The sequence below is a fragment of the Marivita sp. genome (assembly GCF_051859345.1).
Taxonomy (GTDB): domain Bacteria; phylum Pseudomonadota; class Alphaproteobacteria; order Rhodobacterales; family Rhodobacteraceae; genus Marivita.
The window spans coordinates 76,398-100,300 of record NZ_JBHYFV010000012.1; the positions used below are offsets into that span (position 1 = coordinate 76,398).

Sequence of the window (23,903 nt, forward strand, 5' to 3'; positions counted from 1 at the left end):
ATGCTGGACTCATCTGAAGTCGGAAAGGGAATCATGACCAAGGCTCTCCGCGCTCCTGCTATTCCGCTGGTGACCATTGATCCCTATACAAGCTGCTGGCTGTTTGGTGATCAGCTCCACGACGACTGGCCTCGCCACTGGACCGGAGTCGAACATTCAATGCTTGGGCTTGTCCGTGTTGACGGCAATACATTCCGGTTCATGGGCCACCGCGAAGTGCATGAACGCGCCGCAACTCAGACATCCTGCACGATCACTGCAACACGAACCGTATTCCTGTTTGATGCCGGCGGAGTTGAACTCGAGGTCGTCTTTGCCTCGCCGCTTTTGATGGACGATTTTGACCTATTGTCCCGGCCGGTAACCTATCTTGATATTTCGGCGCGTTCCAAAGACGGAAAGGCGCATTCAATTTCCGTGTATTTCGACATGACAGGCCAGTGGGCGGTGAACCAACCGCACCAGAAGGTAAACTGGGCGCATGCGAGCACTGAAAGCCTGGATGTCCTGACGTTCAGACATGATGAGCAACCGATTTTGGAAAAGGCTGGTGACGATCTGCGCATCGAGTGGGGCACTCTGATGTTGGGCGCACCCAAGGGTCAAGGCTTGTCCATGATCGGTGACAAAGACTTCTGTCGGTACGGTTTTGTCCGGGACGGGGCGCCGAACGACAACCACCTTCTGCCCATGCCTCGCAAGACCACCTATTGGGGAGAGCCATGTCTTTCGATGACATTTGATCTTGATTGCGCAGCTGGAGCCAAGGAAAGCGGCCAACTGCTTATCGGCTACGATGATGAATATTCCATCGAATATTTCGGGGAGAAACTTCGCCCTTGGTGGCGGCGAGACGAACGTATCAATGGTCTCGATGCGATGGAAACCGCTCACTCAGAGCACGACGAGGTGCTGGCCCGCTGCGCTGCGTTTGATGATGACCTCTGCGATGAAGCAACGGCCGCCGGCGGTACCCGCTATTCAGAGCTTCTCGCACTCGCCTATCGCCAAGCTATCGCCGCCTGTAAGCTGGTGGCCGGCCCTTCTGGCCAACCGTTGTTCCTGTCCAAAGAGAATTTTTCCAACGCGTGCATCGGAACGGTGGACGTCAACTACAAGTCTGCCCCCATCTTCATTCGCTACAGCCCTGCCTTGATGCGCGGGATGCTTGATCCGATTTTCGATTATTGCCGCAGCGACAAGTGGTCTTTTCCATTCCCGGCGCACGATCTGGGTGTCTATCCCAAAGCAAACGGCCAAGCCTACAAGAACTTTCATGTGCCCGGAACTGAAGATGCTCTTGCTGCGCAGATGCCTGTGGAGGAATGCGGCAACATGCTGCTTTTGACCACCTCGGTCTGCATGCGTGAAGAAAGCGTGGATTACGCCCGGGACAATTGGGACTTGCTTCAGCAATGGTGCGACTATCTCGTCGATCACGGATTGGACCCGGAACCGCAACTGGTCACTGACGACTTTACCGGAATGATGGGCCATAACGTCAATCTGTCGGCCAAAGCTGTCATGGCAATCGGAGCGTTTGCTCTGCTGGCTCGAAAAATGGGGGCAACTGAAGTCGCAACGAAGTACCGAACCATCGCTGAGAATTTCGCCCGCCGTTGGGTCGAGATGTCCGACGACGGTGATCACAGCCGTCTTGCCTTTGATCAGCCCGGCACCTGGAGCCAGAAATACAATCTGGTCTGGGACAAAATCTTCAATCTCGATCTTTTTGATGACGAAATCATTCAGCGCGACATTGACTACTACCGCAGCAAGCGGATGCAATACGGTACACCGTTGGACAGTCGCAGCGAATTGACCAAGCCGGAATGGGCGATCTGGGTAGCCACCATGGCACCGGATAATGAGGCTTTCGCCGAGATGGTTCATCCGATCTATGACTATGTAAACGAGACACCCAATCGGGTGCCTGTGGCCGACATCTATTTCGCGGACAGCGGTCGACGACGGGCCAATCAGGCCAGATCAGTAGTCGGTGGTTTCTACATGAAACTGCTGGAACGGAAAATCTCAAGTCCGGACAGTTGGTAGTTTCCCAAGTGCCCGATCCAATACCGGCTGAGCGGGTTTTGCAGGTTGTGATACTGCTTCCACGTTTGCCCACTCCCAGACGCGCCAATGGCAACAAATCTCCCGCGTCAGCGGGTTCGTTCAATCCTGAATCGGATTGGGCGCAACCCGCGATAAATTCAGTTCCTTGAGTAGGCCATATTGGGCCGGCGGAGAGCCTGCCAAGGTAAACATTGGGACTACCGGATGGAGTTAATGGAGCTTTCGAGCAGATGTTTCGTATAGGGGGATTTGGCTTCCGAGCGGCGCATGTCCTCGACCGTCAGAACCTCTTCGAAACGGCCTTCCTTCATCACCCCGATGCGTTCGCACAGATGCCCGACGACGCCCAGATCATGAGAGACCATGATGTAGGTCAGCTTGTGTTCGCGTCTCAGGTCCACCAGCAGGTTCAGGATCTCCGCCTGCACCGACACGTCCAGCGCAGAGGTTGGTTCGTCCAGCAGCAGGATCGACGGATCGCAGGCAAGCGCGCGGGCGATGGCGACGCGTTGGCGTTGCCCCCCCGAAAGCTGGTGCGGATAGCGAAACCGGAAGCCGGGGCCGAGGCCCACATCATCGAGCAATTTGCCGATGCGGGTGTCAATGTTCTGAACGCCGTGCAGGGTCATCGCCTCGGACAGCACGCGGTCAACGGTCTGGCGCGGGTGCAAGGAGGCGTAGGGATCCTGAAAGACCATCTGCACCTTGCTGTAGAACGCCTTGCTGCGTTTCGGTCCAAGGGTTTCCCCCGCCACCGTCATGTCGCCCGACCATGTGGGCACCAGCCCTGCGATGGCCCGCAGAATGGTCGATTTGCCCGATCCGCTTTCCCCCACGAGGCCGAAGCTTTCACCATCGGTGACGTCGAAATTGACATCGCGCACGGCATAGGATCGGTCCGCGCCGACGCCGAACCAGACGTTGAGGTTCTTGATCGTGACCGCGCTCATTGCCGAGCACTCACGGACGGGGCCTCGCGCCAGGCCGGATCGCGTTTGAGCACTTCCAGATGGTCGCGCGGGCGTTCCAGATCGGGCACCGAATTGAGCAGGCCCAGCGTGTAGGGGTGTTTCGCGTTTCGCAGTTCGCTGGCCTTGCAGGTTTCAACGATGCGACCGGCATACATGATCACTATCCGGTCGCAGAACTTTGCCACGAGGTTCAAATCGTGGCTGATGAACATCAGCCCCATACCCCGGTCACGGACCAGCTTGTCGATGATGTCGAGCACCTGAAGTTGCACCGACACGTCGAGCGCCGAGGTGGGTTCGTCCGCGATCAGGATTTCAGGGTTTGGCAGAAGCATCATGGCGATCATGATGCGTTGGCCCATGCCACCAGACACCTCGTGCGGGTAGAGGTCGTAGACCCGTTTGGAATCGCGGATCGCCACTTCGTCCAGCACCTCCAGCGCGCGTTTCTGCGCCTCGCTGCGCGAGACCTTTTCATGGGCACGCAGGGCTTCGACAAGCTGCTGGCCCACGGTCATCACCGGGTTGAGCGAAAATTTGGGGTCCTGCATGATCATCGACACCCGCCCGCCGCGCAATTTGCGCATGCGTTTTTCCGGCAGGGACAGGATGTCTTCACCGTGGACGTCAAGCTTGTCCGCCTCGATAAACCCCGGTGGCCGGATCAGGCGCAATACTGCCCTGCCCGTCATGGATTTGCCCGAGCCGCTTTCGCCGACGATGCCCAGCCGTTCCTTGCCGAGGGTAAAGGAAATTCCGCGCACCGCGTCAAAGACCCCCGTACGGGTGCGGAACTTCACCCAGAGGTTTTCCACATCCAGAAGCGGCGCGTCGGTCATGAATTGTCCTCTTTCGGATCGAGCACGTCGCGCATGCCGTCGCCCAGCAGGTTGAAGGCAAGGCTGATGGCAAAGATCGCGATGCCGGGGATCGTGGCGACCCACCAGTAATCGAGGATATACTGACGCCCGTCCGAGATCATCGCGCCCCATTCCGGGCTTGGCGGTTGCGCGCCAAGACCTAGAAAGCCAAGCCCCGCCGCCGTCAGGATGATGCCCGCCATATCGAGTGTGACCCGGATCACCAGTGACGAGATGCAGAGCGGCCAGATGTGTTTCGTGACGATGCGGAACGGCCCTGCCCCCTGCAATTTGATCGCGTGGATATAGTCGGAATTTCGGATGGTCAGCGTCTCGGCCCGCGCGATCCGAGCATAGGGTGGCCACGCGGTGAGCGAGATCGCAAGCACCGCGTTTTCGATCCCGGCCCCGAGTGCTGCCACGAAGGCCAAGGCGAGGATCAGGCGCGGGAAGGCCAGGAAGATGTCGGTCACCCGCATCAGCACAATGTCGATCCAGCCGCCCGCATAGCCCGAAACCGTGCCGACGATCAGGCCCACGAGGGGCGCGACCATGACGACAAGCAGCACGATGTAGATCGAGATCCGCGCGCCATAAAGTAGCCGGGAATAGATGTCGCGCCCGAGGTGATCCGTTCCAAAGAAGTGCCCGGCTTCGCCCGGCGCCAGAAGGCGTTGCCCCAGATCCTGTGCAAACGGATCATGGGTTGCCAGAAACGGCGCAAAGATCGCGCAGAGGATGAGGAAGGTCAGAACAAACAGGCCCAGCATCGCCAGTGTGTTGGACCGCAGAGTCAGCCAGCCGTTGTACCAGGAGGCAAATTTCGCCTGTCGGCGGGAGGTCGGCTCTTCGCTCAGGAGCCAGTCGCGCAAGCCTTGCGATATGCTCATTTGGACCTCGGATCAAAGAAGCGGTAGAGAAGGTCGGAGAAGATGTTGATGCCGACGAAGATCGTGCCGATTACGATTGTGCCGCCCAGCACGGAATTCATGTCATTCGCCAGCAGCGAGGTGGTGATGTATTGGCCAAGTCCAGGCCAGGCAAAGATGATCTCGGTCAGGACGGACCCTTCCAGCAGGTTGGCATAGGCCAGCGCGATCACCGTCACCAGCTGGATGCGGATGTTTCGGAACGCATGCCCCCAGACGACCTGCCATTCGCTGAGCCCTTTGACCCGCGCGGTGGTCACGTATTCGGACCCGAGCTGTTCCAGCATGAAGGACCGCGTCATGCGGCTGATATAGGCAAGGCTGTAATATCCCAGCAGGGACGCGGGCAGAATGATGTGGGAAAACGCGTTGCGGAACACCTGCCATTCGCCGCGCAGGGCGCTGTCGATCAGGATCATTCCGGTTATCGGCTCTACAATACCCTGGTAGAAGATGCCAAGCCGGCCCGGACCGGCGACCCAGCCGAGGATACCGTAGAACAGGAGTAGCCCGACTAGCCCAAGCCAGAAGATCGGCATGGAATACCCGATCAGCCCGACGAACCGCGCCAGCTGGTCGATCCAGCTGCCGCGTCGGACGGCGGCGATCACGCCCAGCGGCACACCCAGCACGACGCCGATCAGAGTGCCAAGCGTGGCCAGTTCAAGCGTCGCGGGGAAGACGCGGGCAATATCGGTCGTGACCTCTTGTCCGGTGCGGATGGATTTGCCGAAATCGCCTTGCAGCACGTCGGTGACATAAATCCAGAATTGCACCAACAGCGGCTGATCCAGCCCAAGCTCTATGAAGGTCTGGTTATATTGTTCCTGCGTCGCCCGTTCACCGATGACGGCCAGAACCGGGTCGATCGGCATGACGCGGCCGATCATGAAGGTCACAAACAGCAGGCCAAGGATCGTCGCGGCGACTGTCGCGAGCGTCGCCAGCGATTTCCGCGCCCAGATGGGAACGGGCGGCAGAAGCCGCCCGCCCGTTTGGTTGACGTTTTGATCCGCCATTTACTTGGTGATCACCCAGTAGGAGACCGCGGTGGTAGCACCACCAGCAACGAAGTTTTCGACAGTCGACCGCATACCGTTCTGTTCGATTTGCTGGAACATCACGCCGAACGGGCTGGTCTGCTGATGCTCGCGCTGCAATTCCCGATACATCTCGGCGCGGGTCGCGGTGTCGTTTTCCACCACGGCGGCAAGGGTCTCTTCGCTCATTTCGGGGATGCCCCAAGCATTGCGCCAAGCCAACAGCCCGGTTGCGCCCGCTTCATCCGAGTTTTCGGGATTGAATGCGAACGTGCCCGCGTTGGTGTTGGGATCGGGATAATCCGGACCCCATGCACCAAGATAGATGTCGTGTTCGCGCGCGCGGTAGCGGTCCAGTGTCTGCGCACCGGTTCCGACGATCAGTTCGACGTCGCATCCCAACTGACCCCAGGTGTTCTGGAGCGACTGGGCAATGTCCATGCGTTCCTGCGCATCCCGCACCGAAATCTTGATCGGGCCGCAATCCGGGAACGCAGAGTCGGCCAAAGCGGCTTTGGCGGCGTCGATATCATAAGAGAACGGCGTTTCCTCCAGCGCGCCAAGGAATGTGCGCGGCAGGAAGGCCTGATGCACGGTGTACTGGCCCTTGAGGAAGGAATTCGACATGCCTTCGTAATCGGCCGCCAATTTCAGCGCTTCGAGCACCTTTGGATCGGACAGCATCTCGTTTTTCTGGTTGGCCGAGAAATACATCAGGCGGCCGCGCAGTTCGTCGATCACCTTGACACCTTCGACATCCGAGAGGCCAGCCACATCTTCGGGCGACAGGTTGCGCGCCACATCGATATCCCCGCGTTCCAGCTGAAGGCGCTGTGTCGCGCTTTCCTGAATGTGCTGCACGATCACCCGCTCCATTGCCGGTGCGTCGCCGCCATAGTTGGGGTTGAGGTCCATCAGGACGCTTTCGCTCGGCTTCCAGTCCACGACCTTGTATGGGCCGGAACCGGCGGTGTTGGTGCGCAACCATTCGTTGCCCATGTCACCATCGACCGCGTTCGCCATCGCGGTTTCCATGTCGACGACGCCACCGATGGTGGCCGTCAGGCAGTTCAGAACAAAGGACAGCGCGTAGGGCTTGTCCAGTGTCAGAACGAGCGTCTGGTCATCCGGTGCGACAATGGTCTGTTCGACGTTTTCCGGTGTGAAACCGAACTGCGTCAGGATAAACGACGGTGTCTTGTTCAGCGTCACCGCGCGGCGCAAAGAGAATTCGGCATCCTTTGCCGTCACCGGATTGCCCGAGGCAAAGACGTGACCGTCGGCCATGGTGAACGTGATGGTCATTCCGTCCTCGGAAATCTCCCAGCTTTCGGCCAGTTGCGGCTGAAACCCTGCATCAAGATCAAGCGGGTCGAAATTGACCAGCTTCTGATAGACATTGCGGCTCACGTCAGCGCCCGCGAATTCAAAGCTTTCGGCCGGATCAAAGGTCTTGATGTCGTCGATCCGATTGGCAATGACCAGCATGTTCGGCGGCGTTTGCGCAAAGCTTGGCGCGGCGATGCCGACGGCCAGAAGTGAGGCAACCGCAGCTGCAACGAATTGTGTTTTCATGATGTAAGTCCCCGTTCAGGTTTTCTTATTCGCCCCACGTTTGCCGCAGGACCCGTAGCCAGTTCCCATGCGTGACCTTGGTCATGAGACCATCGTCCACGCCGCGAGACCGCAAGGCAGTGAGCAGGTTGGGCAAGCCCGCGCAATCCCCGATCTGATCCGGGACAAGCGCCCCGTCAAAGTCGGACCCAAGGCCGACCCGATCCTCACCAACGCTACTGACCAGATGGTCGAAGTGTCGGAGCATGATGTCAAGCTCAAACTCGGAGTCCATCCGACCGTCGGGCCGCAGAAAGGCGCTGGCGAAATTAATGCCCACCATGCCATCGCTGTCGCGGATCATTGCCAGTTGACGATCGGTCAGGTTGCGCGAATGCGGGCAGACCTCCCAGGCGTTGGAATGAGTCGCAACCAGCGGCGCGTCGGTGATCCGGGCCACGTCCTCGACCCCCTTGGCATTGAGGTGTGACAGGTCGACCAGGATTTTCAGCCGGTTGCATTCGCGGATCAGCGCCTTGCCGTCTTCCGTCAGGCCCGGCCCGGTGTCGGGATCGGACGGGTAGCGAAACGGCACGCCGTGTCCCCAGATCGTCTCGCGGCTCCAGACCGGGCCCAGAGACCGCAGCCCGCGCGCGTGCCATGCGTTCAGTTTCTCGAAGTCGCGGTCGATCGCCTCGGCGCCCTCGATATGGATGACGGCGGCCATCTCGTCGGCAGGCAGCGCCGCTTCGATCTCCTGCGCGCTGCGGCAGATGCGAACGGCCCCGGCGGCGGCAAGGTTGTCGATCTCGTCGAAACCGCGTTTGGTCCATTCCGTCGCCTCGGCTTCGTCCACCCGCGTCGGCAGCGCGATGTCGTAAGGCGGATTGCGCATCTCGTCATGGCGCACGGCCTTGTCGTCGGGGCTGGGCACGAAGATCGCGAACATCCCGCCACCGAACCCGCCTCTGATGGCACGCGGCTTGTCGATATGTCCATCGGGCAAACCCGACGCCACGGCATCCGCCGTTACATCACCCCGAAGCAAGCGCAGGATCAGGTCATTGTGGCCGTCAAAGACGGGAAAGTCGGTCATGGTGTCTCCAGTGACAGTTTGTAGCCGAAATGGGTGGGTTCAAATCCGGCGCGTTCATAAAACCTGTGCGCATCATCGCGGCGTCGATCCGATGTCAGTTGAATCAGGCGGCACCCTCTTTGTCTGGCCTGATCAATGGACCAGTCAATTAAGGCCTGCCCAATACCCTGCCCGCGCAGCTCCCCCGAGACCCGCATCGATTCGATCTGGGCACGCCACGCGCCATGGCGCGACAGGCCGGGCAAGAACGACAGCAAAAGCGTCGCCACGATCTTTGCGTCGCGCTCACCAACGACAAGTATGTGGTTCGGGTCGCGCTGGATCGCATCGAAGGCGCTTTGATAGGCCTCGTCCGGTTCCATCGCCTCGCGGTTCACCCCTATATCATCATCACCGTAAAGCGCGATCAAAGCAGCAATATCGCAGTGTTGGGCGGATCGAATGGACAGCTGTGCACGAGTCATCGACCAAGCTTTGGCGAAGACGGCCCGGACCGCAATCAAATTCCGATCATTGACAGTCTTTACCCGGACGCCTCGGCGTCTGCTGCGGCAGTCAATGCCAGGCGCAGGACGGCGCGGTCGCCAATGTGCTTCGCCAGAACTAGAATCAACCGGGCGTTGAGCGTGATGCTTTCGTCATCGGACAGCCCCTCATGTGCGCCCAGAAGATCAGCATAGACCCCATCCGGGTCAGGGATATTGGGGGGCGTATTCAAAGCCACCAGATTATCCCTTTCCGAGAGCGCGCGCCAGCGCGGCTGATATGGGAACGTGATGACCGCTGCGACAATTCTCAAAGTGATCCAGTTCGAATGTGATCGTTTGCCTACCGAAGCAAGGAACCTGCGAGAAGCAGCCAGACGTGTCAAAGCCAGAAGACAGGAGTTCTATGCCTACCTTTCCAACAATTTTGACGCGCTTGCAAACTACGGGCAGCGCTATCGAAACGGTCTCCCGATCTCGTCGTCCCGCGCGGAAGGCTGTGTAGATGACATCGGCAACGCACGCATGGGCAAACGCCGCCGCATGAGGTGGTCTCCACAGGGCGCACATCGATGTGCTGTCACGAGAGTCGCAGATCTAGACCGAAGGCTTAGTGTCACCAACCTGACCACATCAGAAATCCCTCACCTGATCGCCCGCCTCTTGCTGCGACCAGCATTGACCGTAACCTTCATCTGGGAATGGTCGCGATGGCGACGACAACACCAAACCGTTGCCGCCCTCTCTCATCGGAAAGCTTGGCTCAATGCGCAACTTTAGCACTATGCGAGACAAAGACGCATCAGATCGGTCTGCCGGGAAGCAACTCTTCCAATTATTGCAACATATAGTCCATTCATTGCAATTTTGGCATCTTAAGTAAGAATGTAAGATCGATGCATCATTACTTTTGGGAGGAGTAACATGTTGAGAACCACCGTTGCCGCCACTGCCCTTGCCACCGCGCTTGCGGGTGTGACACCGGGTGTCGTCCATGCCGGAAAGCAGGACGATACGATGCGGGTCGCGCTGGCCGAGGAAATTCTGAACCTCGACTACAACTACACGACCAAGCGTGAATACATCATCATGGCAGAGCTGACCGATGCCACGCTCTTCGATCTCGACCCCGAGACGCAGAAATACAATCCTGCGGTTGCAGCAGAATGGGAATGGATCGATGACACCACGCTGGATGTCACATTGCGCGAGGGCGTCAAGTTCCACGACGGGTCAGATCTGACAGCCGAGGATGTGGCCTATACCTACAACTGGATTGTCTCGGACGAAAGCGAAGCTCAAGCCAAGGGTACGATCGGACGCTGGCTCGACAATGTCGAGGTCACCGGCGACCTGTCGCTGCGTTTCAACCTGAAATCAGTCTATCCACTGGTGCTGCGCGATATGGCACAGCGGGTCAAGTTGCGCCCCGAAGGCGCCTACGAGACCGACGATGGCAGCATCGACGAGAATGCAATGGCGATTGATCTCGTTGGCGCCGGACCCTACCGGGTCGTTTCGTTCGAACCGGGACAGGAAGTCGTGCTGGAGCGCTTCGAGGAGTATTGGGGCGACGCACCGGCAATCGAGAACGTCGTGGTCCGCAACTTGCCTGATATTGGCACGCAGCAGGCCGAACTGATGTCCGGTGGCGTGGACTGGATGTTCAAGGTGCCGCTGGACCTGGCGGAATCGCTGGGAGAGACACCTTTGGCGACGCATCTGTCCGGGCCGGACCTGCGCGTCGGTTTCCTGGTGCTCGACGCTGCGGGCTACACCGATGAGAACGGCCCGCTGACCAACGTGAAGGTGCGGCAAGCCGTCAATCACGCACTCAACCGCGAGGAAATGGCCGAATACCTGATCGGCGGTTCGGCGGAGGCGATCCATACGCCTTGCCATCCCGCGCAGTTCGGCTGCACCGAAGACATCCCGGCCTATCCCTATGACCCCGAGGCCGCCAAGGCGCTGCTCAAGGAGGCCGGATATGGCGACGGTTTCCCGATGGAGCTTTGGGCCTATCGTGACAAGCCGGCGGCCGAAGCCGTAGCGGCGGATCTCGAGGCCGTGGGAATTGACGTGAACCTGCGATACGTCAAGCTTGCATCGCTCAACCAAGCGCGCGCGCAGCAGGAGATCCCTGCCTATTTCGGCACATGGGGCTCGGGCGGCACCGCCGACACCGCAGCGATCGCGCGCGTACACTTTGCGGGCGACAGCGACCGGAACCTGTCGGGCGACGAGGATCTGACCGAGATCGTTCTCGCGGCAGAGCAAACCGCCGATGCCGAGAAGCGCATGGCGCTTTACGAAGAGGCGCTGACGACCATTGCCGAACAGGCATACTGGGCACCGCTCTTCTCCTACTCGCAGAACTATCTGGTAAGCCCCGAGCTCGACTTCCCGCTTAGCCCCGACGGGCTGCCGCGTCTCGACGACGCGTCCTGGAAGTAACCTGATCGGTCCTGCGCCATTCAGGCGCGGGACCATCCCCGAGAGGAGACGACATGCTCAGATACATCTTGCAGCGCGCGGCGCTTGCGCTTGCGGTCGCCTTCACGGTTTCGCTGGCCACGTTCTTTCTGTTGAACGTCGCGACCGATCCCGCCTACGCCATCGCCGGCGAAGACGCCACGCCAGAGATGCTGGCGCAAATCCGCGATACATACGGCCTCGACCGGCCGCTGGTGACCCGGTATTTCGACTGGCTCGGCGGTGTGCTGTCGGGCGATTTCGGAGAAAGCTACTACTGGAACAAGCCGGTGGCCGAACTCGTCGCCAGCAGGGCACCGACCACAATCGCACTTGCGCTGTCCGCGCTGTCGGTAACGATCCTGATCTCGATCCCGCTGGGGGCGCTGGCCGCATTGAAGCCAAATTCCTGGGCCGACCGTCTGGCGCTTGGCGTGGCGGTCTCGGCACAAGCGGTACCGAACTTCTGGCTCGGTCTCATCATGATCATCCTGTTCGCGGTGACAATCCCGATTTTCCCGGTCTCCGGCGATGACACCTGGTTGCATTTTGTTCTCCCTGCCTTTGTTCTCGGAGCCAGCTCTGTGCCAGCCGTAATGCGGCTGACGCGGACCGGCCTGATCGAAGTGATGGACAGCGACTACATTCGCACCGCGCGGTCCAAGGGATTCCGCGGCATGCCGTTGCTCACGCACCATGCAATGCGCAATGCGATCCTGCCTGTGGTTTCCGTCCTGGCCGTACAGCTTGGGCAGAAGTTCGGCGGATCGGTCATCACCGAAAGTATCTTCGCGATCAACGGACTGGGGCGGCTTGCGCTCGAGTCGATCCTCGGGTCGGACATCCCGACCGTGCAGATGCTGATCTTCGTCTTCGCACTCGTCTTCGTGGCCATGAACCTTCTGGCCGATATCCTGAACGCAGCCCTGGACCCGAGGATCCGTATCGGATGACCCAGACCAGAACCGACCCCACCCACGCGGCCACGTCCCAGACCGGCGAAACGCTTGGCCAGACTCCCGATGCCGCAGTCACCACCGAGGCCCTGCCACCGACGCCACGACGCCTTGCCCTGAACCGGGCACGCGGCCATGGCGGGCTGATGATCGGCGGCACGATCATCGCGCTGCTGGTCCTGACCGCGATCTTCGCGCCGCTTCTGGCACCGCATGACCCATATGCCCAGTCGCTGAGCACGCGCATGTTGCCACCGGTCTGGGCCGAGGGGGGCAATCCCGAATATCTTCTCGGCACCGATCAGAACGGTCGGGATTATCTGAGCAGACTGATCTTCGGAGCGCGCATCTCGCTCATGATCGGCTTGGGCGCCGCCTTCATCGGCATGATGATCGGCGTCACTCTGGGTGTGATCGCCGGCTATTTCGGGGGTTGGATCGATCACGCGGTGAGCTTTCTTCTGACTGCCCAGCTCGCGCTGCCGGGTCTGCTGCTCGCGATGGCACTGGTGTTCATCATCGGCCCGTCGGTCTGGGTCGTGATCTGCATCGTCGGCGTGCTGCACTGGACCTATTACCTGGTCGTCACACGCGCCGCGACGCAGCGCATCCGCAACCTCGATTTCGTCGCCGCCGCGCAGGCAGCGGGATCGACGCCCGGTCAGATCATCCGTCACGAGATCCTGCCGAACCTCGTCAGCGCGATCATCGTGATCTTCACCTTCGAACTCGGCATCGCCATTCTTGCCGAATCCAGCCTGTCGTTCCTCGGTGTCGGCATCCAGCCACCGACCCCGTCCTGGGGCCTGATGATCGCCGAGGGCAAGCAGTCGATGTTCTATCGCCCCTGGCTCGTGGTTCTGCCGGGCCTGTGCCTGTTCGCGCTGGTGATCGGCGCGAACCTTCTGGGCGACGGTCTGCGTGACGTGACCTCACCCGACGGGAGGAACTGATATGCCCATGCTCGAAATCGACAACCTCTCTGTGACGCTCGATCTGCCCGCAGGACCACTTCACGCTGTGCGCGATGTTTCACTGACGCTCGAGCGGGGCGAAAGCCTTGGGATCGTCGGTGAAAGCGGGTCGGGCAAATCCATGTCGGCGCTCGCGCTCATGCGGCTTCTGCCACGCCGGGCGCGGATGACCGCCGACGCGGTGCGCTTCGACGGAGTCGACCTCGACGGCGTGGACGACACGACCTTCGCCTCCGACTACCTCGGCCCCAAGCTGGGCATGATCTTCCAGGAGCCCATGACCTCGCTCAACCCGGTCTACCGGATCGGACGGCAGCTGACCGAGGCAAGTGTCCGGGGCGGCAAGCTTTCCGCATCAGCCGCACGCAGCAGGGCGGTGGAACTGCTTGATCGGGTCGGCATCCCCGAACCCGAGGCGCGCATGACCCAGTACCCCCACCAGCTTTCGGGCGGTCAGCGCCAGCGCGTGATGATCGCGATGGCCCTGATGATGGAGCCCGACCTGCTTATCGCTGACGAGCCGACCACAGCGCTCGATGTGACGGTGCAGGCGCAGATCATGGAACTGCTTGAAGACCTGCGTCGCGAGATGGGAATGGGCATGATCCTGATCACCCACGACCTTGCCGTGGTTGCCCGCAATGTTGACCGCGTCGCGGTGATGTATGGCGGCGAGGTGGTCGAGGCCGGTGGCGGAGCGCGGGTTCTACACGGCCCGCGCCACCCTTATACGCGGGCGTTGCTGGGCGCGATCCCCCGCACCGACGGCCCGGTACGCAAACTCGAGGCGATCCCCGGAACGGTGCCGTCGCTATACGCCCGCCCCGATGCCTGCATCTTTGCCCCGCGCTGCGCCCAAGCGCGCCCGGAATGCCGACGCGACCGCCCGCCGGTGAGGGGCGATGCGGATCACTGGCGTCGCTGTGTTCTGGCCGACGCCGATCTGCGCGCACTTGAACAGTCGCCCGAGGTGATCGCGCACAATACGGCCCGATCTGACGAAATCGCGCTTGAGGCACGAGGTGTGACGCGCGTCTTTCAGAGCCGGAAGGGGCTGTTCGGTCCGCAATACGAAATCCGCGCTGTTGATGATGTGGACCTGAGCGTCGCGCGCGGCGAGATCCTTGCGCTGGTCGGAGAAAGCGGATCGGGCAAATCCACCCTCGCGCGGATGTTGCTGGGGCTCGACACGCCGACATCTGGACAGATCCTGCTCGATGGAGAAGAGATTTCACGCATGGCGCCGATGGACCGTGCGGGCCGGGTGCAACCGATCTTTCAGGACCCGTATTCGTCGCTCAACCCCCGCCGTACCCTGGCCGAGATCATCGCCCGGCCGCTGGCCCTGCGCCACGATGGTGATGCGCGGTTTCGTCTGTCGAAGGCGCGCGAGATGATGGAACTGGTGCGTCTGCCGGACCGACTGCTGCATTCTTATCCCTCGCAGCTTTCGGGCGGACAACGACAGCGTGTCGCCATTGCCCGCGCACTGGTGACCGATCCCCGGATGCTGGTCTGTGACGAGCCGACCTCGGCGCTCGATGTGAGCGTGCAGGCGCAGATCCTCAACCTGCTGAGCCAGCTGCAACGCGACCTGGGCCTGACTTGCCTGCTGATCACCCACGATATGGCAGTGGTCCACCAGATCGCCGACCGCGTCGCAGTGATGCTGGACGGCAAGCTGATCGAGACAGGTCCGGCCGAAGACGTCATGACCCGGCCCGAAACGGACTACACCCGGCGCCTTCTCGCGGCCGCGCCGCGGTTCGAACATCACGACTTCGCGGCCGAGGATGCGACGGCATGAAGGACGACCATATCATGGACCTGACGCCAGACACGCTGTTTTCGGATTCAGCACTCTGGCAATCGTGGCTCGATGTCGAAGCGGCGCTGGCGCGGGCGCAGGCCGGAATCGGGATGATCCCCGCTTGGGCCGCAAAGGATATCACTCGACATGCCCGTATCGACGCGATTGGAGAAGACCGTCTGCGCGCCTCAATCGCGCAGACAATGGCACCGATCCTGTCGCTGACCCGGTGCCTTGCCGAAGATGCCGGCGAGGCGGGGCGCTATGTCCATTGGGGCGCGACCACGCAGAACGTCATGCAGACCGGGAGGCTGCTTTTGATCCGTAGGGCGCGCAGAGCCATGAACGAGGAACTGGAACGGATCTTCATCCGACTTGCCGATCTCGCACGCGAATATGCGGATACACCCATGGCAGGGCGCACCAATCGGCGCCACGCTGTGCCGATAACCTTCGGTTTCAAGATCGCTGGCTGGATCGAGGAATTGGCACGCGCGGTGGACCGGCTCGACGATGCGGGGCGGCGCACGTTCTGCCTTCCGTTCGGCGGCGCGGTCGGCGCCTTTCACGGCTACGGTGAAGATGGACCCGCATTGATGGCAGCCTTGGCGGAAGAACTCGACCTGATCGAGCTTGCCGTGCCGGGCCGTACGGTGAATGACGTCTTCGTCGAATACGTTCTGCAACTTGGCATGTTCGGCATGACGGTCGAGCGGATCGCCCGCGAAATCTACACGCTTATGACCGAAGAAATCGGTGAGTTGAGCGAGCGTCTTGATACGGGTGTTGTCGGAAGTTCCACCATGCCGCACAAGGTCAATCCCAAGCATGTAGTCCGCTTGCAGGCCCAATGCGCTCGCCTGAGGGCCCAGGTTGCTCCGGCTCTCGAGTCCGGGCTTTCAAGTCACGAGGGCGATGCGGCGGCAAACCATCTTTTGTCCGCGATTCTCGATACCGCATTGCCGCTGGGCTGGACGATTGCGAAGGATCTTGATCGGCTGCTGAATCGGCTCGAAGCAAACCCCGCTCGCATGCGTGAAAACCTGATGCGTTCGGGCGGCCTGGTGGCAACCGAACGGCTGATGATGGAGTTGGCGTCTGTCACCGGGCGGTCGCGCGCGCACGACCTGGTGCATCAAGCGGTCGAGGACGTTGCTGCTGCCGGCGCAGATTTGGAAACGAAACTGCTGGACGTGCCAGAGGTGCGCGCACTTGGCGAAAGTGCTGTGCGCGCCCTTCTCGACCCAGCAAGCTACACCGGGCAAAGCGCCGCCATAGCGCACCGGCTGGCAGACTCCGCCGCACAGCGAGCGAATATACTCAAGCGCTGATATGTCAGATCAGTTCCAGCATCTCCGCCGCCGCCGGGTCGGCAGCGCGCCGCGCCTCGATGACCTCGCTGATGGCGTCCAGGAACGCAGTGGCCAGAGGTGCCCGCGGTCCCGGCGCGTGGATCGCTGCATATGTCACCGGCGGCGTGTCGACGAGCGGACGCAGCACCGCCTCGTCACCCGGCAGCAATTCGACCGACGCGCGGTCTGTCAACGTAATTCCCAGTTGGTCGCGGACCAGTTGCAGCGCGACGATGCTTGAACTCGTCTCGACCGCGACCAAGGGTTTGTGGCCGACGATCCCCAGCAGCTGATCCAGGCGGTCGCGCCAGCGCTGGCCCGGGCGCAGCGAAACGAACCGCTCGCCCGCGATATCCTCGACCGTCAGCGATGCTTTCGCCGCCAGCCGATGGCTCCTCGGCATCAAAACTTCGGTTCCAACCTCGAGCAGCGGTTCGACATCGACCTCCAGGATCGCGTTTTCGACCGGCAGCGAAATCAGGCCAAGGTTGTAGCCACGCGCGGCAACCTTGCTTTCAATGTCGAAGCGGGTCTCGACATTGAGCGAGCACTGCATCGACCATCCACCGGATTGCATCAGCGCCAACGCTGGCGATACGAGCGTCCTCGCAAGTGGCGCGGCCGTCACCAATGACAGGCGGCGATGCGAGCGATTGCGAATGTCGGCGGCAAGTGTCGGGATCTCGTCCAGCCCGTCCAGCGTCTGAACCAAGCGCCGGTAAAAGATGTCTCCGTCATCGGTCAGGACCAACTGTCGCTTTTCCCGGCTGAACAGCTTGATGCCAAGCTCTGACTCGAGCAGGGACAGTAAACGACTGGCGGCGGATGCCGAAACGCTGAGGCGCTCTGACGCTTCGGCCAACGAGCCACTTAGAACGATCTGTCGAAATAGCTGGAGCGCCTTCAAATTCATCTGAGGACGCGCAACATCGGTGGCTTGCCACGTTCCACGGTCGGGTCCACGGATGGCGTAGTGCCCAAGAATGACAGGCCCGGCGCGTTGCAACCGCTATTCAGTGATACCTCTGACATCGCTATTATTGTATCCACTATCGTCGATTATATTGTGCGCGATCTGCTCCAGAGCGGCAAGACCGCGCCGTTTTTCATTATTACGAACGACCATCTTGGTTTTCGGTGTTTTCTCGTTAACAGGCCTGAGGTTGCCGGTTCATTGATCTGGGCGTAGGCGGTGTCTATGTCTATGCAGACCTTGAAAATCAGCCACAAGCGCCACCGTTTTCCGCCTCAAGTCATCGCTCATGGTGCCTGGCTCCAGTTGCGGTGCGTCTTGAAGCTGCGTGAGGTCGAAGAGCTGATGCTGGAACGTGGCGTGAATGGTTCGTATGAAACGATCCGGCGCTGGAGCCGCAAGCATCGCCTGATCGATACAGTCATCCGTCCGAATGGAGAAATGTGCCGCCCTCTCCTTAAGCTATATGTGCGTTTGGCAAATCAGTCGCCTGCCGCAAATGTCCTAGGTCCCGCAGCACACGCTTAACATCTGCGTGCATGGAATGCCCTTCGTCAGGCAAGACAAACCGGAAGCCGGCCCGAATCCGTCAGAGGCCCCCCCAATGCCCCTCTTCCATCAGTCACACAGCCCGAAGGACACTTCACAGGACGTGGTCGTCTCCAGCAGACGCGTTCAGCATTGAACCGATGACAGAAGAAGAATTTGAACCTTGAAGACACTGTCAGTTCCAACGGCCACCCCGCACAACCTTGAGCGTGTTACCCCTCGGCAATAACCCCGGCATCCTCAAGCTGCTCTCTGTCGGGAAGTTCCCTTAAGCTTTCCAATCCGAACGCAACCAGAAACGCGTCCGTCGTGACGAAGGTATAGGGGGCGCCGCGTCGTGGCGACCGTGGGCCCGTCCCGATCAGCCCCTGTGCGTGCAACCGGCCGATCAGGTCGCGGCTGATCTCCTTGCCGAAGATGTCCTTGAGCCCGTCGCGGGTGATCGGCTGGTGGTAGGCAATCGCCGCGAGGACAGCGACGTCGAACTCGTTCAGGTCCAATTGCTGATCACTGACATCCGCCGCGGCCCGGATCGCGGGCGCGTAGACGCCTCGTGTCCGGAACATCCAGCCGCCAGCCACCTGGACCAATTCGAAGGCGCGGCCGTGCAGATCGGCGGCGAGATCCTCGACCAGAAGGTCAACCGACGCCCCTTGCCCCACCACGCGCGTCAGGTCCTCGCGCGCGACTGGCGAGGCGGAGGCAAAAAGCACCGCCTCGATCCGGCGCATCCATTCACGCCAGCGCAGCTCGGGCGGAAGGTCAGGTAACTCGCGGTCAAACTCGATTTCAGAGCGATCCTTCGCCATCCCTACACCCCGTAGAGCCGAAAAGTGTCGCGGCTGGTCAATTCGCGTATCGCGCCGAGGTCCACCAATCGGTCACAGAGTCTCCGCGCCGCCCTGTCGGGCAAAGGCAGCGCTGCGGGCGCAACAGCATCGCGGGTCAGGAACATCTCGACCGCGTCCCCCGCCCCCTTGGCCCGCAGTTTCGGCGCAACCGTTTTCAAATGCGCTGTGCGACGCACAAGATCGGCAGCCAGGCGCACGGCCTCGATGGCCGATGCGGTGACTGCACGGTGACAGGCGAGGCGCAGGTCGTCTCCACGCTTTCGCAGGTCGGCGCGCGTCAGACCCGCGGCCAGGAGCGGGACAATGTAATCCCAGCCAAGCGCCTGAGCCAATGCGACATCCGCCAGAACGAGCGCCGAAACGTCCGCACGCGGAGCCTCCGTCTGTACTGCCGCCAGAACCGTCGATGCGCGAGTCACCGGCCCGCCTTGCCCCACGTCGAGCCAACCCGCGATCCGCGTCGCATCCAGACTGGGTAACTCACGGCTGAGTGCCTTGATCGAAACCGGCCGCTCCACCGCGCGCCGCCAGACCAAATAGGTTTCCCCTGCTGGACCGGGCAGGTCGCCGGGGCGCAACAGGTGTACTGCGTCGCGCAACTCCCTGGCACCTTCCGGTCGCCCCGAATACGCGACACAAGCCTCCGCCGCGCACAGCGCCAACCGCTCTCGCAACAAGGAATGGGGGACATCCGCCTGCCCCAGCACGACATGCAGGTGAGCAAGCGCTGCGCCCGACAGAAACGCCACACCTTCAAGAGTTTCGACGCGGCCTGAGGTGACCCAAGAGGGTATCCGGGGTATCGTTTCAAAGTCGCGGATGAGGGGATCTCGGGCGAATGTCATAAAGAGACACTACCCCATGGCGGCGGTTACTTCCAATATTTTTCACCAAAACCGCCCCACTCAGTCACTCAAAGCCATGTCCAATAAATTTGCCTCATCGGAGGTGAAAAGATATGTTTGAAATCAGTTCAATTTCATTGCTGGAGTCACTGGAAAATGCCCTCAGAGACCAGGAAATCAACTTCAACGCCCTCTGGTTCATCAGAACCTGCTCAGGGTGACGAGACAGATCAAGAAAAATCTGATGCGCTCGCCCTGCCCTCCCATGTCGCCGGTTCCGGCACCCTTGATCGGCTTGTCGACACCGCTCGCGATTACGCGCGCGCTGCTGCTTCGGACAATACGCTGAAGGCCTATGGGAAGGACTGGGCACATTTTGCACGCTGGTGTCGGATGAAGGGCGCCGAGCCCATGCCGCCTTCGTCCGAAATGATCGGTCTCTACCTCGCGGACCTGGCCTCCGGGTCAGGCGCCTCCCCTGCCCTCTCCGTCAGTACAATCGACCGCCGCCTCTCGGGCCTCGCCTGGAACTACGCTCAGCGAGGATTCTCCCTTGATCGCAAGAACCGACACATCGCCACGGTGCTGGCCGGGATCAAGCGCAAACATGCGCGACCGCCGGTGCAGAAGGAAGCGATCCTGACCGAAGACATCCGCGCGATGGTGGCCACCCTGCCCTTCGACCTGCGCGGGCTACGGGATCGCGCGATCCTGCTGCTGGGATATGCTGGCGGGCTGCGCCGCTCCGAAATCATCAGCCTCGATTGCGGGAAGGACGACACACCGGACTCGGGTGGCTGGATCGAGATCATGGAGCAAGGCACCCTGCTTACCCTCAATGCCAAGACCGGCTGGCGCGAGGTCGAGATCGGTCGCGGCTCCAAGGACCAAACCTGCCCCGTGCACGCGCTTGAGCAATGGCTGCATTTTGCCAGGATCGACTTTGGCCCGATCTTCGTGGGCACATCGCGGGACGGCAAACGCGCATCCGGGACGAGGCTGAACGATAAGCACGTTGCGCGCCTGATCAAGCGCACGGTCCTGGACGCGGGAATTCGATCCGACCTGCCCGAGAAAGACCGCCTCGCGCTGTTTTCCGGGCACAGCCTGCGCGCTGGTCTCGCGAGTTCGGCAGAAGTCGACGAACGCTACGTCCAGAAACAGCTGGGGCATGCCTCAGCCGAAATGACCCGCCGCTACCAGCGCCGCCGCGACCGGTTCCGAGTGAACCTGACCAAGGCGGCAGGACTATGATGCCTCAGATCAACGAGACGAGGACGCAACAGATCATCATGTTCAGCGAGGCGTTTACGGTGTTTCACGGCGGGATCAAATTGCTGGGTTTTCAGCAAGATCCTAAAAAACCTTGCAGTTAAAGGCGACGTAAATCACCGCTTTCTCAAACGACTTCAACACCTTGGAAGTTGTTGAAACCGGACTGACATAGCGCAGCATGGACATCAGCGGTGTGATGCCGGCCTCGCCGGACAACATGACAATGCGCTTGCTGGGCCTGGTGGAGATCAGGTCGAAATTCCGCCGGTGTTGATTTGAACCCCCTACCGGCTCACTTCTGGGTGCAAATCAACAGTCAGCATGTCTAACGCCTCAAATAGGTACAGACACAGCTCCAAACGGTTCGACTTGGCCCATGCGTTGGTTCGATTTCAGTTCCATCTCGCGAACGCCACTGGCGTCGAAGTGTTCAGCTTCGACGTCGGAAAAACCGCTCAATTCCAAATGCTTGCAAGCTATGAACCAAATCGGCGCAGTCATCAGGTGCGGAGAATACCGGCCCTGAGAGACCGCTCCCGGGGCTCTTGGCGCCGGGGGCAGTGCTCAGCCCCTCCCACATAACCCTCGAAAACAACGCAAAAATCTGCCCGCGGCCGGATCGGGAGAACGTTTTCGCGGGGGCAGGTGGCGGAGGGAACGGGCCCCCCATCGAACCTTCTCCACCCCCTAAGGTATTGTAAATTAGATTTACCCCCTATTTTCTACCCGGATTTCGCAGTCGGCTAAGCGTCACAGGGGTCATTCCCAAGAAGGATGATATCTGACTGTGATTGAACAGGGTTTCATGATCAGGATAACGGCTGCGAAACCACTCAAGCCTCTCCTTGGCCTTGAGTGCGGCGAGGCTCCATTCCCGACTTGTCTTGCGCGCCAGTTCGGCACGCAGGATGGCATTGGCCCAATCCTCGATGGCTGGAAACCCGCGCATCAGGTCCAGCAGAACCGTGGCGTCCACTGAGGCGGCGTGTCCGTCCGTCTCTGCCCTCAGGCTGACAAGGGACGTGGCCCCGGCCGTGCGCGCCAGATTGGGCGTGATCACGCACGGCCCGACGAAAAAGCCAACACACACTTCGCGCCCTTCAGCGTCACCGATCAGACTGACCATCTTCCCGGACAACAGGATGTATTCCTTGTCATCCGGATCACCCTGTCGCGCGAGGTGCTGGGCCTTCGCGATAGTTCTGGCCTCGAACGCTCTGGCCAATGCGTGAGCATCGGCAGTCGCCAAGTCACCGAAAATCCGCCGGTCCCGTTCAAAGCTGCTAACGCTCTGCATGTCTGACGCTCCGTTAACAAAAGACAATGCCTCGCAAGCAAGGTGCCCCTAACAAACACTCATATCCCAAACGCGACAGGAGTTCTTCACATGAAAATCGGGCACAACGGCAAGGCTGCAATCCTATTCGGACTGAGCGCCATGATCATTTATCTCCTGATGGTGCTGGGAACGCTCAGACACCTGAGCGATCTCGCAATGGTGCATCCGTTCGATCTGCGGCCCACAGGGTACTCACAGGCCGCTGCGTCAGGTCTGTTGGAAACGCTCGGCGAGGCCGGACGCCAATATTATCTCACTCGGCAAATTCCTCTGGACACGCTCTACCCGGCATTGCTGGCGCTGACCCTGATATCGACGCTGAGATGGCGTGCCGCGAGGTTTGGGCCGACACTGATGACCCGGATCGGCGGACCTTTGGCAATCCTGGCTGCGGCCTTCGACTATCTCGAAAACCTCGGGATCATCTTCATGCTATTGGCCGGAGCCGGATCGCACCCTACGCTGATACACGCGGCAAGCATGGCGTCCATTCTGAAATCCGCTTTTACGACCGTTGCCATACTCGCCGTCATCGCAACGCTGGTACCGATCTTGTTTCAGCGATTTTTCGTCAGCGTCCGATGAAATCCGTGCGCCGCTCGAGCAGGCTCTCGTAAAGGAAATCGACGAAGAGCCGGACCCGTTGCACACGGCGCAGATCGCCATGCATCAGCACCCATGTCGAGCGGCTTTGGTCAATGTCGGTGCCCGGCACTCGCTGCAACTCGGGAAAGACGCTTTGAACCCAAGCCGCGAGAAAGGTCATCCCGGCCCCGGCGCGGGCAAGATGCAGGTGCATGGCTGGATCAGGGATGGCATGGCGCACGGTCGCGCACGGAAAGGGTGACGCGGCGATCATCGCCTGCAATTCCGGCACCTCGCCGTAGCCTAGCCAGGTCAGACCCTCGCCGCGTGGACTGGCGTCGTGCAGATGCCTGTCGATGTAGTCGCGTGACGCAAAAACCCCAATCGAGAGCGGGAACAGCTTGCGCCCCACGGCATCGCCGGAAAGCTCGCGCACATGGCGTATCGACACGTCGGTTTCCAGCTTTTCAATCGAGTCGATGGCGTAGGACAGGTTCATGTGGATGTGGATGTCCGGATAAAGCGACAAGAACTCGCCGAGAACCGGCGCCAGCAGGAAATGCGCCGTCATCGGATCGACAGACAGACGTATGCGACCCACCGCCTCGCTGTCGAGCCCGCGAACGGCATTGAAGCCCTGGCGTAAGGACGCTTCGGCTTCGAGCGCCTGTGGCAGCAGCTTGCGACCTGCCGCCGACAGTTCCAGCCCGCCCGCACTGCGCCGGAACAACTGCACACCAAGCTGCGCCTCAAGCGCTTCGACTTGTCTGCGCACGGTCGCGTGGGTGCCGTCCAACTGCTCGGCAGCCCCGCGCAGCGAACCCGCCCGCGCAACAGCCAGAAAGGCCGGAAGAGATTTCCAATCCACCATGCGGAGCGATTATGAACCACAGCGGCGCATAAATTGCAAT

21 protein-coding genes and 2 pseudogenes are annotated in these 23,903 nt (G+C 60.6%); 10 read left to right on the top strand and 13 right to left on the bottom strand.

Features of this window, described 5'->3' with window-relative positions; translation table 11 throughout:
• Window positions 1–33 precede the first annotated feature (33 nt).
• Window positions 34–2,055, top strand: a complete 2,022-nt coding sequence (locus ACTIEN_RS10085; RefSeq protein ID WP_439523006.1) for a glutaminase domain-containing protein — start codon at window positions 34–36, stop codon at window positions 2,053–2,055.
• Window positions 2,056–2,273: 218 nt separating this feature from the next.
• Here ACTIEN_RS10085 and ACTIEN_RS10090 read toward each other — a convergent pair whose 3' ends face one another.
• From ACTIEN_RS10090 to ACTIEN_RS10125, 8 genes are read right to left on the bottom strand one after another with little or no spacing between them, the layout of a single operon-like run.
• Entirely contained in the window at window positions 2,274–3,026 is a 753-nt protein-coding gene (locus ACTIEN_RS10090) for an ABC transporter ATP-binding protein (protein WP_439523007.1), read from the bottom strand.
• Complete coding sequence (locus ACTIEN_RS10095; protein ID WP_439523008.1) at window positions 3,023–3,886, bottom strand: ABC transporter ATP-binding protein; 864 nt, start codon at window positions 3,884–3,886, stop codon at window positions 3,023–3,025. Before ACTIEN_RS10095 ends, ACTIEN_RS10090 begins: the two co-directional genes overlap by 4 nt.
• Entirely contained in the window at window positions 3,883–4,797 is a 915-nt protein-coding gene (gene nikC / locus ACTIEN_RS10100; protein WP_439523009.1) for a nickel transporter permease, read from the bottom strand. The genes ACTIEN_RS10095 and nikC overlap by 4 nt, the downstream gene beginning before the upstream one ends.
• Window positions 4,794–5,855: an ABC transporter permease gene (locus ACTIEN_RS10105; RefSeq protein ID WP_439523010.1), complete on the bottom strand. Its 1,062-nt coding sequence runs from the start codon at window positions 5,853–5,855 to the stop codon at window positions 4,794–4,796. Before ACTIEN_RS10105 ends, nikC begins: the two co-directional genes overlap by 4 nt.
• A complete protein-coding gene (locus tag ACTIEN_RS10110) occupies window positions 5,856–7,451 on the bottom strand; it encodes an ABC transporter substrate-binding protein (RefSeq protein WP_439523011.1) in 1,596 nt (531 codons plus the stop codon). It lies immediately after the preceding gene.
• A 25-nt stretch (window positions 7,452–7,476) separates the two neighbouring features.
• A complete protein-coding gene (locus ACTIEN_RS10115; protein WP_439523012.1) occupies window positions 7,477–8,526 on the bottom strand; it encodes a dipeptidase in 1,050 nt (349 codons plus the stop codon).
• Window positions 8,523–8,990 carry a GNAT family N-acetyltransferase gene (locus ACTIEN_RS10120; RefSeq protein WP_439523013.1) on the bottom strand — a complete coding sequence of 156 codons (468 nt, stop codon included), beginning with the start codon at window positions 8,988–8,990 and terminating at the stop codon, window positions 8,523–8,525. The genes ACTIEN_RS10115 and ACTIEN_RS10120 overlap by 4 nt, the downstream gene beginning before the upstream one ends.
• A gap of 59 nt (window positions 8,991–9,049) precedes the next feature.
• Entirely contained in the window at window positions 9,050–9,250 is a 201-nt protein-coding gene (locus ACTIEN_RS10125; RefSeq protein WP_439523014.1) for a DUF2783 domain-containing protein, read from the bottom strand.
• A gap of 40 nt (window positions 9,251–9,290) precedes the next feature.
• On the opposite strand from ACTIEN_RS10125, the pseudogene ACTIEN_RS10130 reads away from it, so the two are divergent.
• The 6 genes and pseudogenes from ACTIEN_RS10130 to ACTIEN_RS10155 form a co-directional block, all read left to right on the top strand.
• Window positions 9,291–9,632: pseudogene (locus ACTIEN_RS10130) on the top strand (ISKra4 family transposase); the annotation flags it as partial.
• Between the two features lie 303 nt (window positions 9,633–9,935).
• Complete coding sequence (locus ACTIEN_RS10135; RefSeq protein WP_439523015.1) at window positions 9,936–11,465, top strand: ABC transporter substrate-binding protein; 1,530 nt, start codon at window positions 9,936–9,938, stop codon at window positions 11,463–11,465.
• 53 nt (window positions 11,466–11,518) lie between these two features.
• A complete protein-coding gene (locus ACTIEN_RS10140) occupies window positions 11,519–12,436 on the top strand; it encodes an ABC transporter permease (RefSeq protein ID WP_439523016.1) in 918 nt (305 codons plus the stop codon).
• The gene (locus ACTIEN_RS10145; RefSeq protein ID WP_439523017.1) at window positions 12,433–13,392 is read left to right on the top strand and encodes an ABC transporter permease; all 960 of its coding nucleotides are present in this window, start codon (window positions 12,433–12,435) and stop codon (window positions 13,390–13,392) included. The genes ACTIEN_RS10140 and ACTIEN_RS10145 overlap by 4 nt, the downstream gene beginning before the upstream one ends.
• A 1-nt stretch (window position 13,393) precedes the next feature.
• Window positions 13,394–15,220 (top strand): dipeptide ABC transporter ATP-binding protein, encoded by a 1,827-nt coding sequence (locus tag ACTIEN_RS10150; RefSeq protein ID WP_439523018.1) that lies wholly within the window; start codon window positions 13,394–13,396, stop codon window positions 15,218–15,220.
• The gene (locus tag ACTIEN_RS10155) at window positions 15,217–16,554 is read left to right on the top strand and encodes a lyase family protein (RefSeq protein WP_439523019.1); all 1,338 of its coding nucleotides are present in this window, start codon (window positions 15,217–15,219) and stop codon (window positions 16,552–16,554) included. The genes ACTIEN_RS10150 and ACTIEN_RS10155 overlap by 4 nt, the downstream gene beginning before the upstream one ends.
• Window positions 16,555–16,558: 4 nt before the next feature.
• Here the strand turns inward: ACTIEN_RS10155 and ACTIEN_RS10160 are convergent, their stop codons facing one another.
• Complete coding sequence (locus ACTIEN_RS10160) at window positions 16,559–17,488, bottom strand: LysR substrate-binding domain-containing protein (protein ID WP_439523020.1); 930 nt, start codon at window positions 17,486–17,488, stop codon at window positions 16,559–16,561.
• A 291-nt stretch (window positions 17,489–17,779) separates the two neighbouring features.
• On the opposite strand from ACTIEN_RS10160, the pseudogene ACTIEN_RS10165 reads away from it, so the two are divergent.
• Window positions 17,780–17,950: pseudogene (locus ACTIEN_RS10165) on the top strand (IS6 family transposase); the annotation flags it as partial.
• A gap of 359 nt (window positions 17,951–18,309) precedes the next feature.
• On the opposite strand, the gene scpB reads toward ACTIEN_RS10165, so the two are convergent.
• Window positions 18,310–18,906 (bottom strand): SMC-Scp complex subunit ScpB, encoded by a 597-nt coding sequence (gene scpB / locus ACTIEN_RS10170; RefSeq protein ID WP_439523021.1) that lies wholly within the window; start codon window positions 18,904–18,906, stop codon window positions 18,310–18,312.
• Between the two features lie 2 nt (window positions 18,907–18,908).
• Window positions 18,909–19,793: a DUF1403 family protein gene (locus tag ACTIEN_RS10175; protein ID WP_439523022.1), complete on the bottom strand. Its 885-nt coding sequence runs from the start codon at window positions 19,791–19,793 to the stop codon at window positions 18,909–18,911.
• A gap of 156 nt (window positions 19,794–19,949) precedes the next feature.
• Between ACTIEN_RS10175 and ACTIEN_RS10180 the strand changes: the two genes are divergently transcribed.
• The gene (locus ACTIEN_RS10180; RefSeq protein ID WP_439523023.1) at window positions 19,950–21,047 is read left to right on the top strand and encodes a tyrosine-type recombinase/integrase; all 1,098 of its coding nucleotides are present in this window, start codon (window positions 19,950–19,952) and stop codon (window positions 21,045–21,047) included.
• A gap of 736 nt (window positions 21,048–21,783) precedes the next feature.
• Here the strand turns inward: ACTIEN_RS10180 and ACTIEN_RS10185 are convergent.
• The gene (locus ACTIEN_RS10185; RefSeq protein ID WP_439523024.1) at window positions 21,784–22,365 is read right to left on the bottom strand and encodes a Crp/Fnr family transcriptional regulator; all 582 of its coding nucleotides are present in this window, start codon (window positions 22,363–22,365) and stop codon (window positions 21,784–21,786) included.
• Between the two features lie 90 nt (window positions 22,366–22,455).
• On the opposite strand from ACTIEN_RS10185, the gene ACTIEN_RS10190 reads away from it, so the two are divergent.
• On the top strand, window positions 22,456–22,992 hold the full coding sequence (locus ACTIEN_RS10190) for a hypothetical protein (protein ID WP_439523025.1): 537 nt from the start codon (window positions 22,456–22,458) through the stop codon (window positions 22,990–22,992).
• Here the strand turns inward: ACTIEN_RS10190 and ACTIEN_RS10195 are convergent.
• Window positions 22,979–23,863, bottom strand: coding sequence for a LysR family transcriptional regulator (locus ACTIEN_RS10195; protein WP_439523026.1), 885 nt, complete (start codon window positions 23,861–23,863; stop codon window positions 22,979–22,981). The two genes, ACTIEN_RS10190 and ACTIEN_RS10195, sit on opposite strands and share 14 nt — an antisense overlap.
• Between the last annotated feature and the right edge of the window lie 40 nt (window positions 23,864–23,903).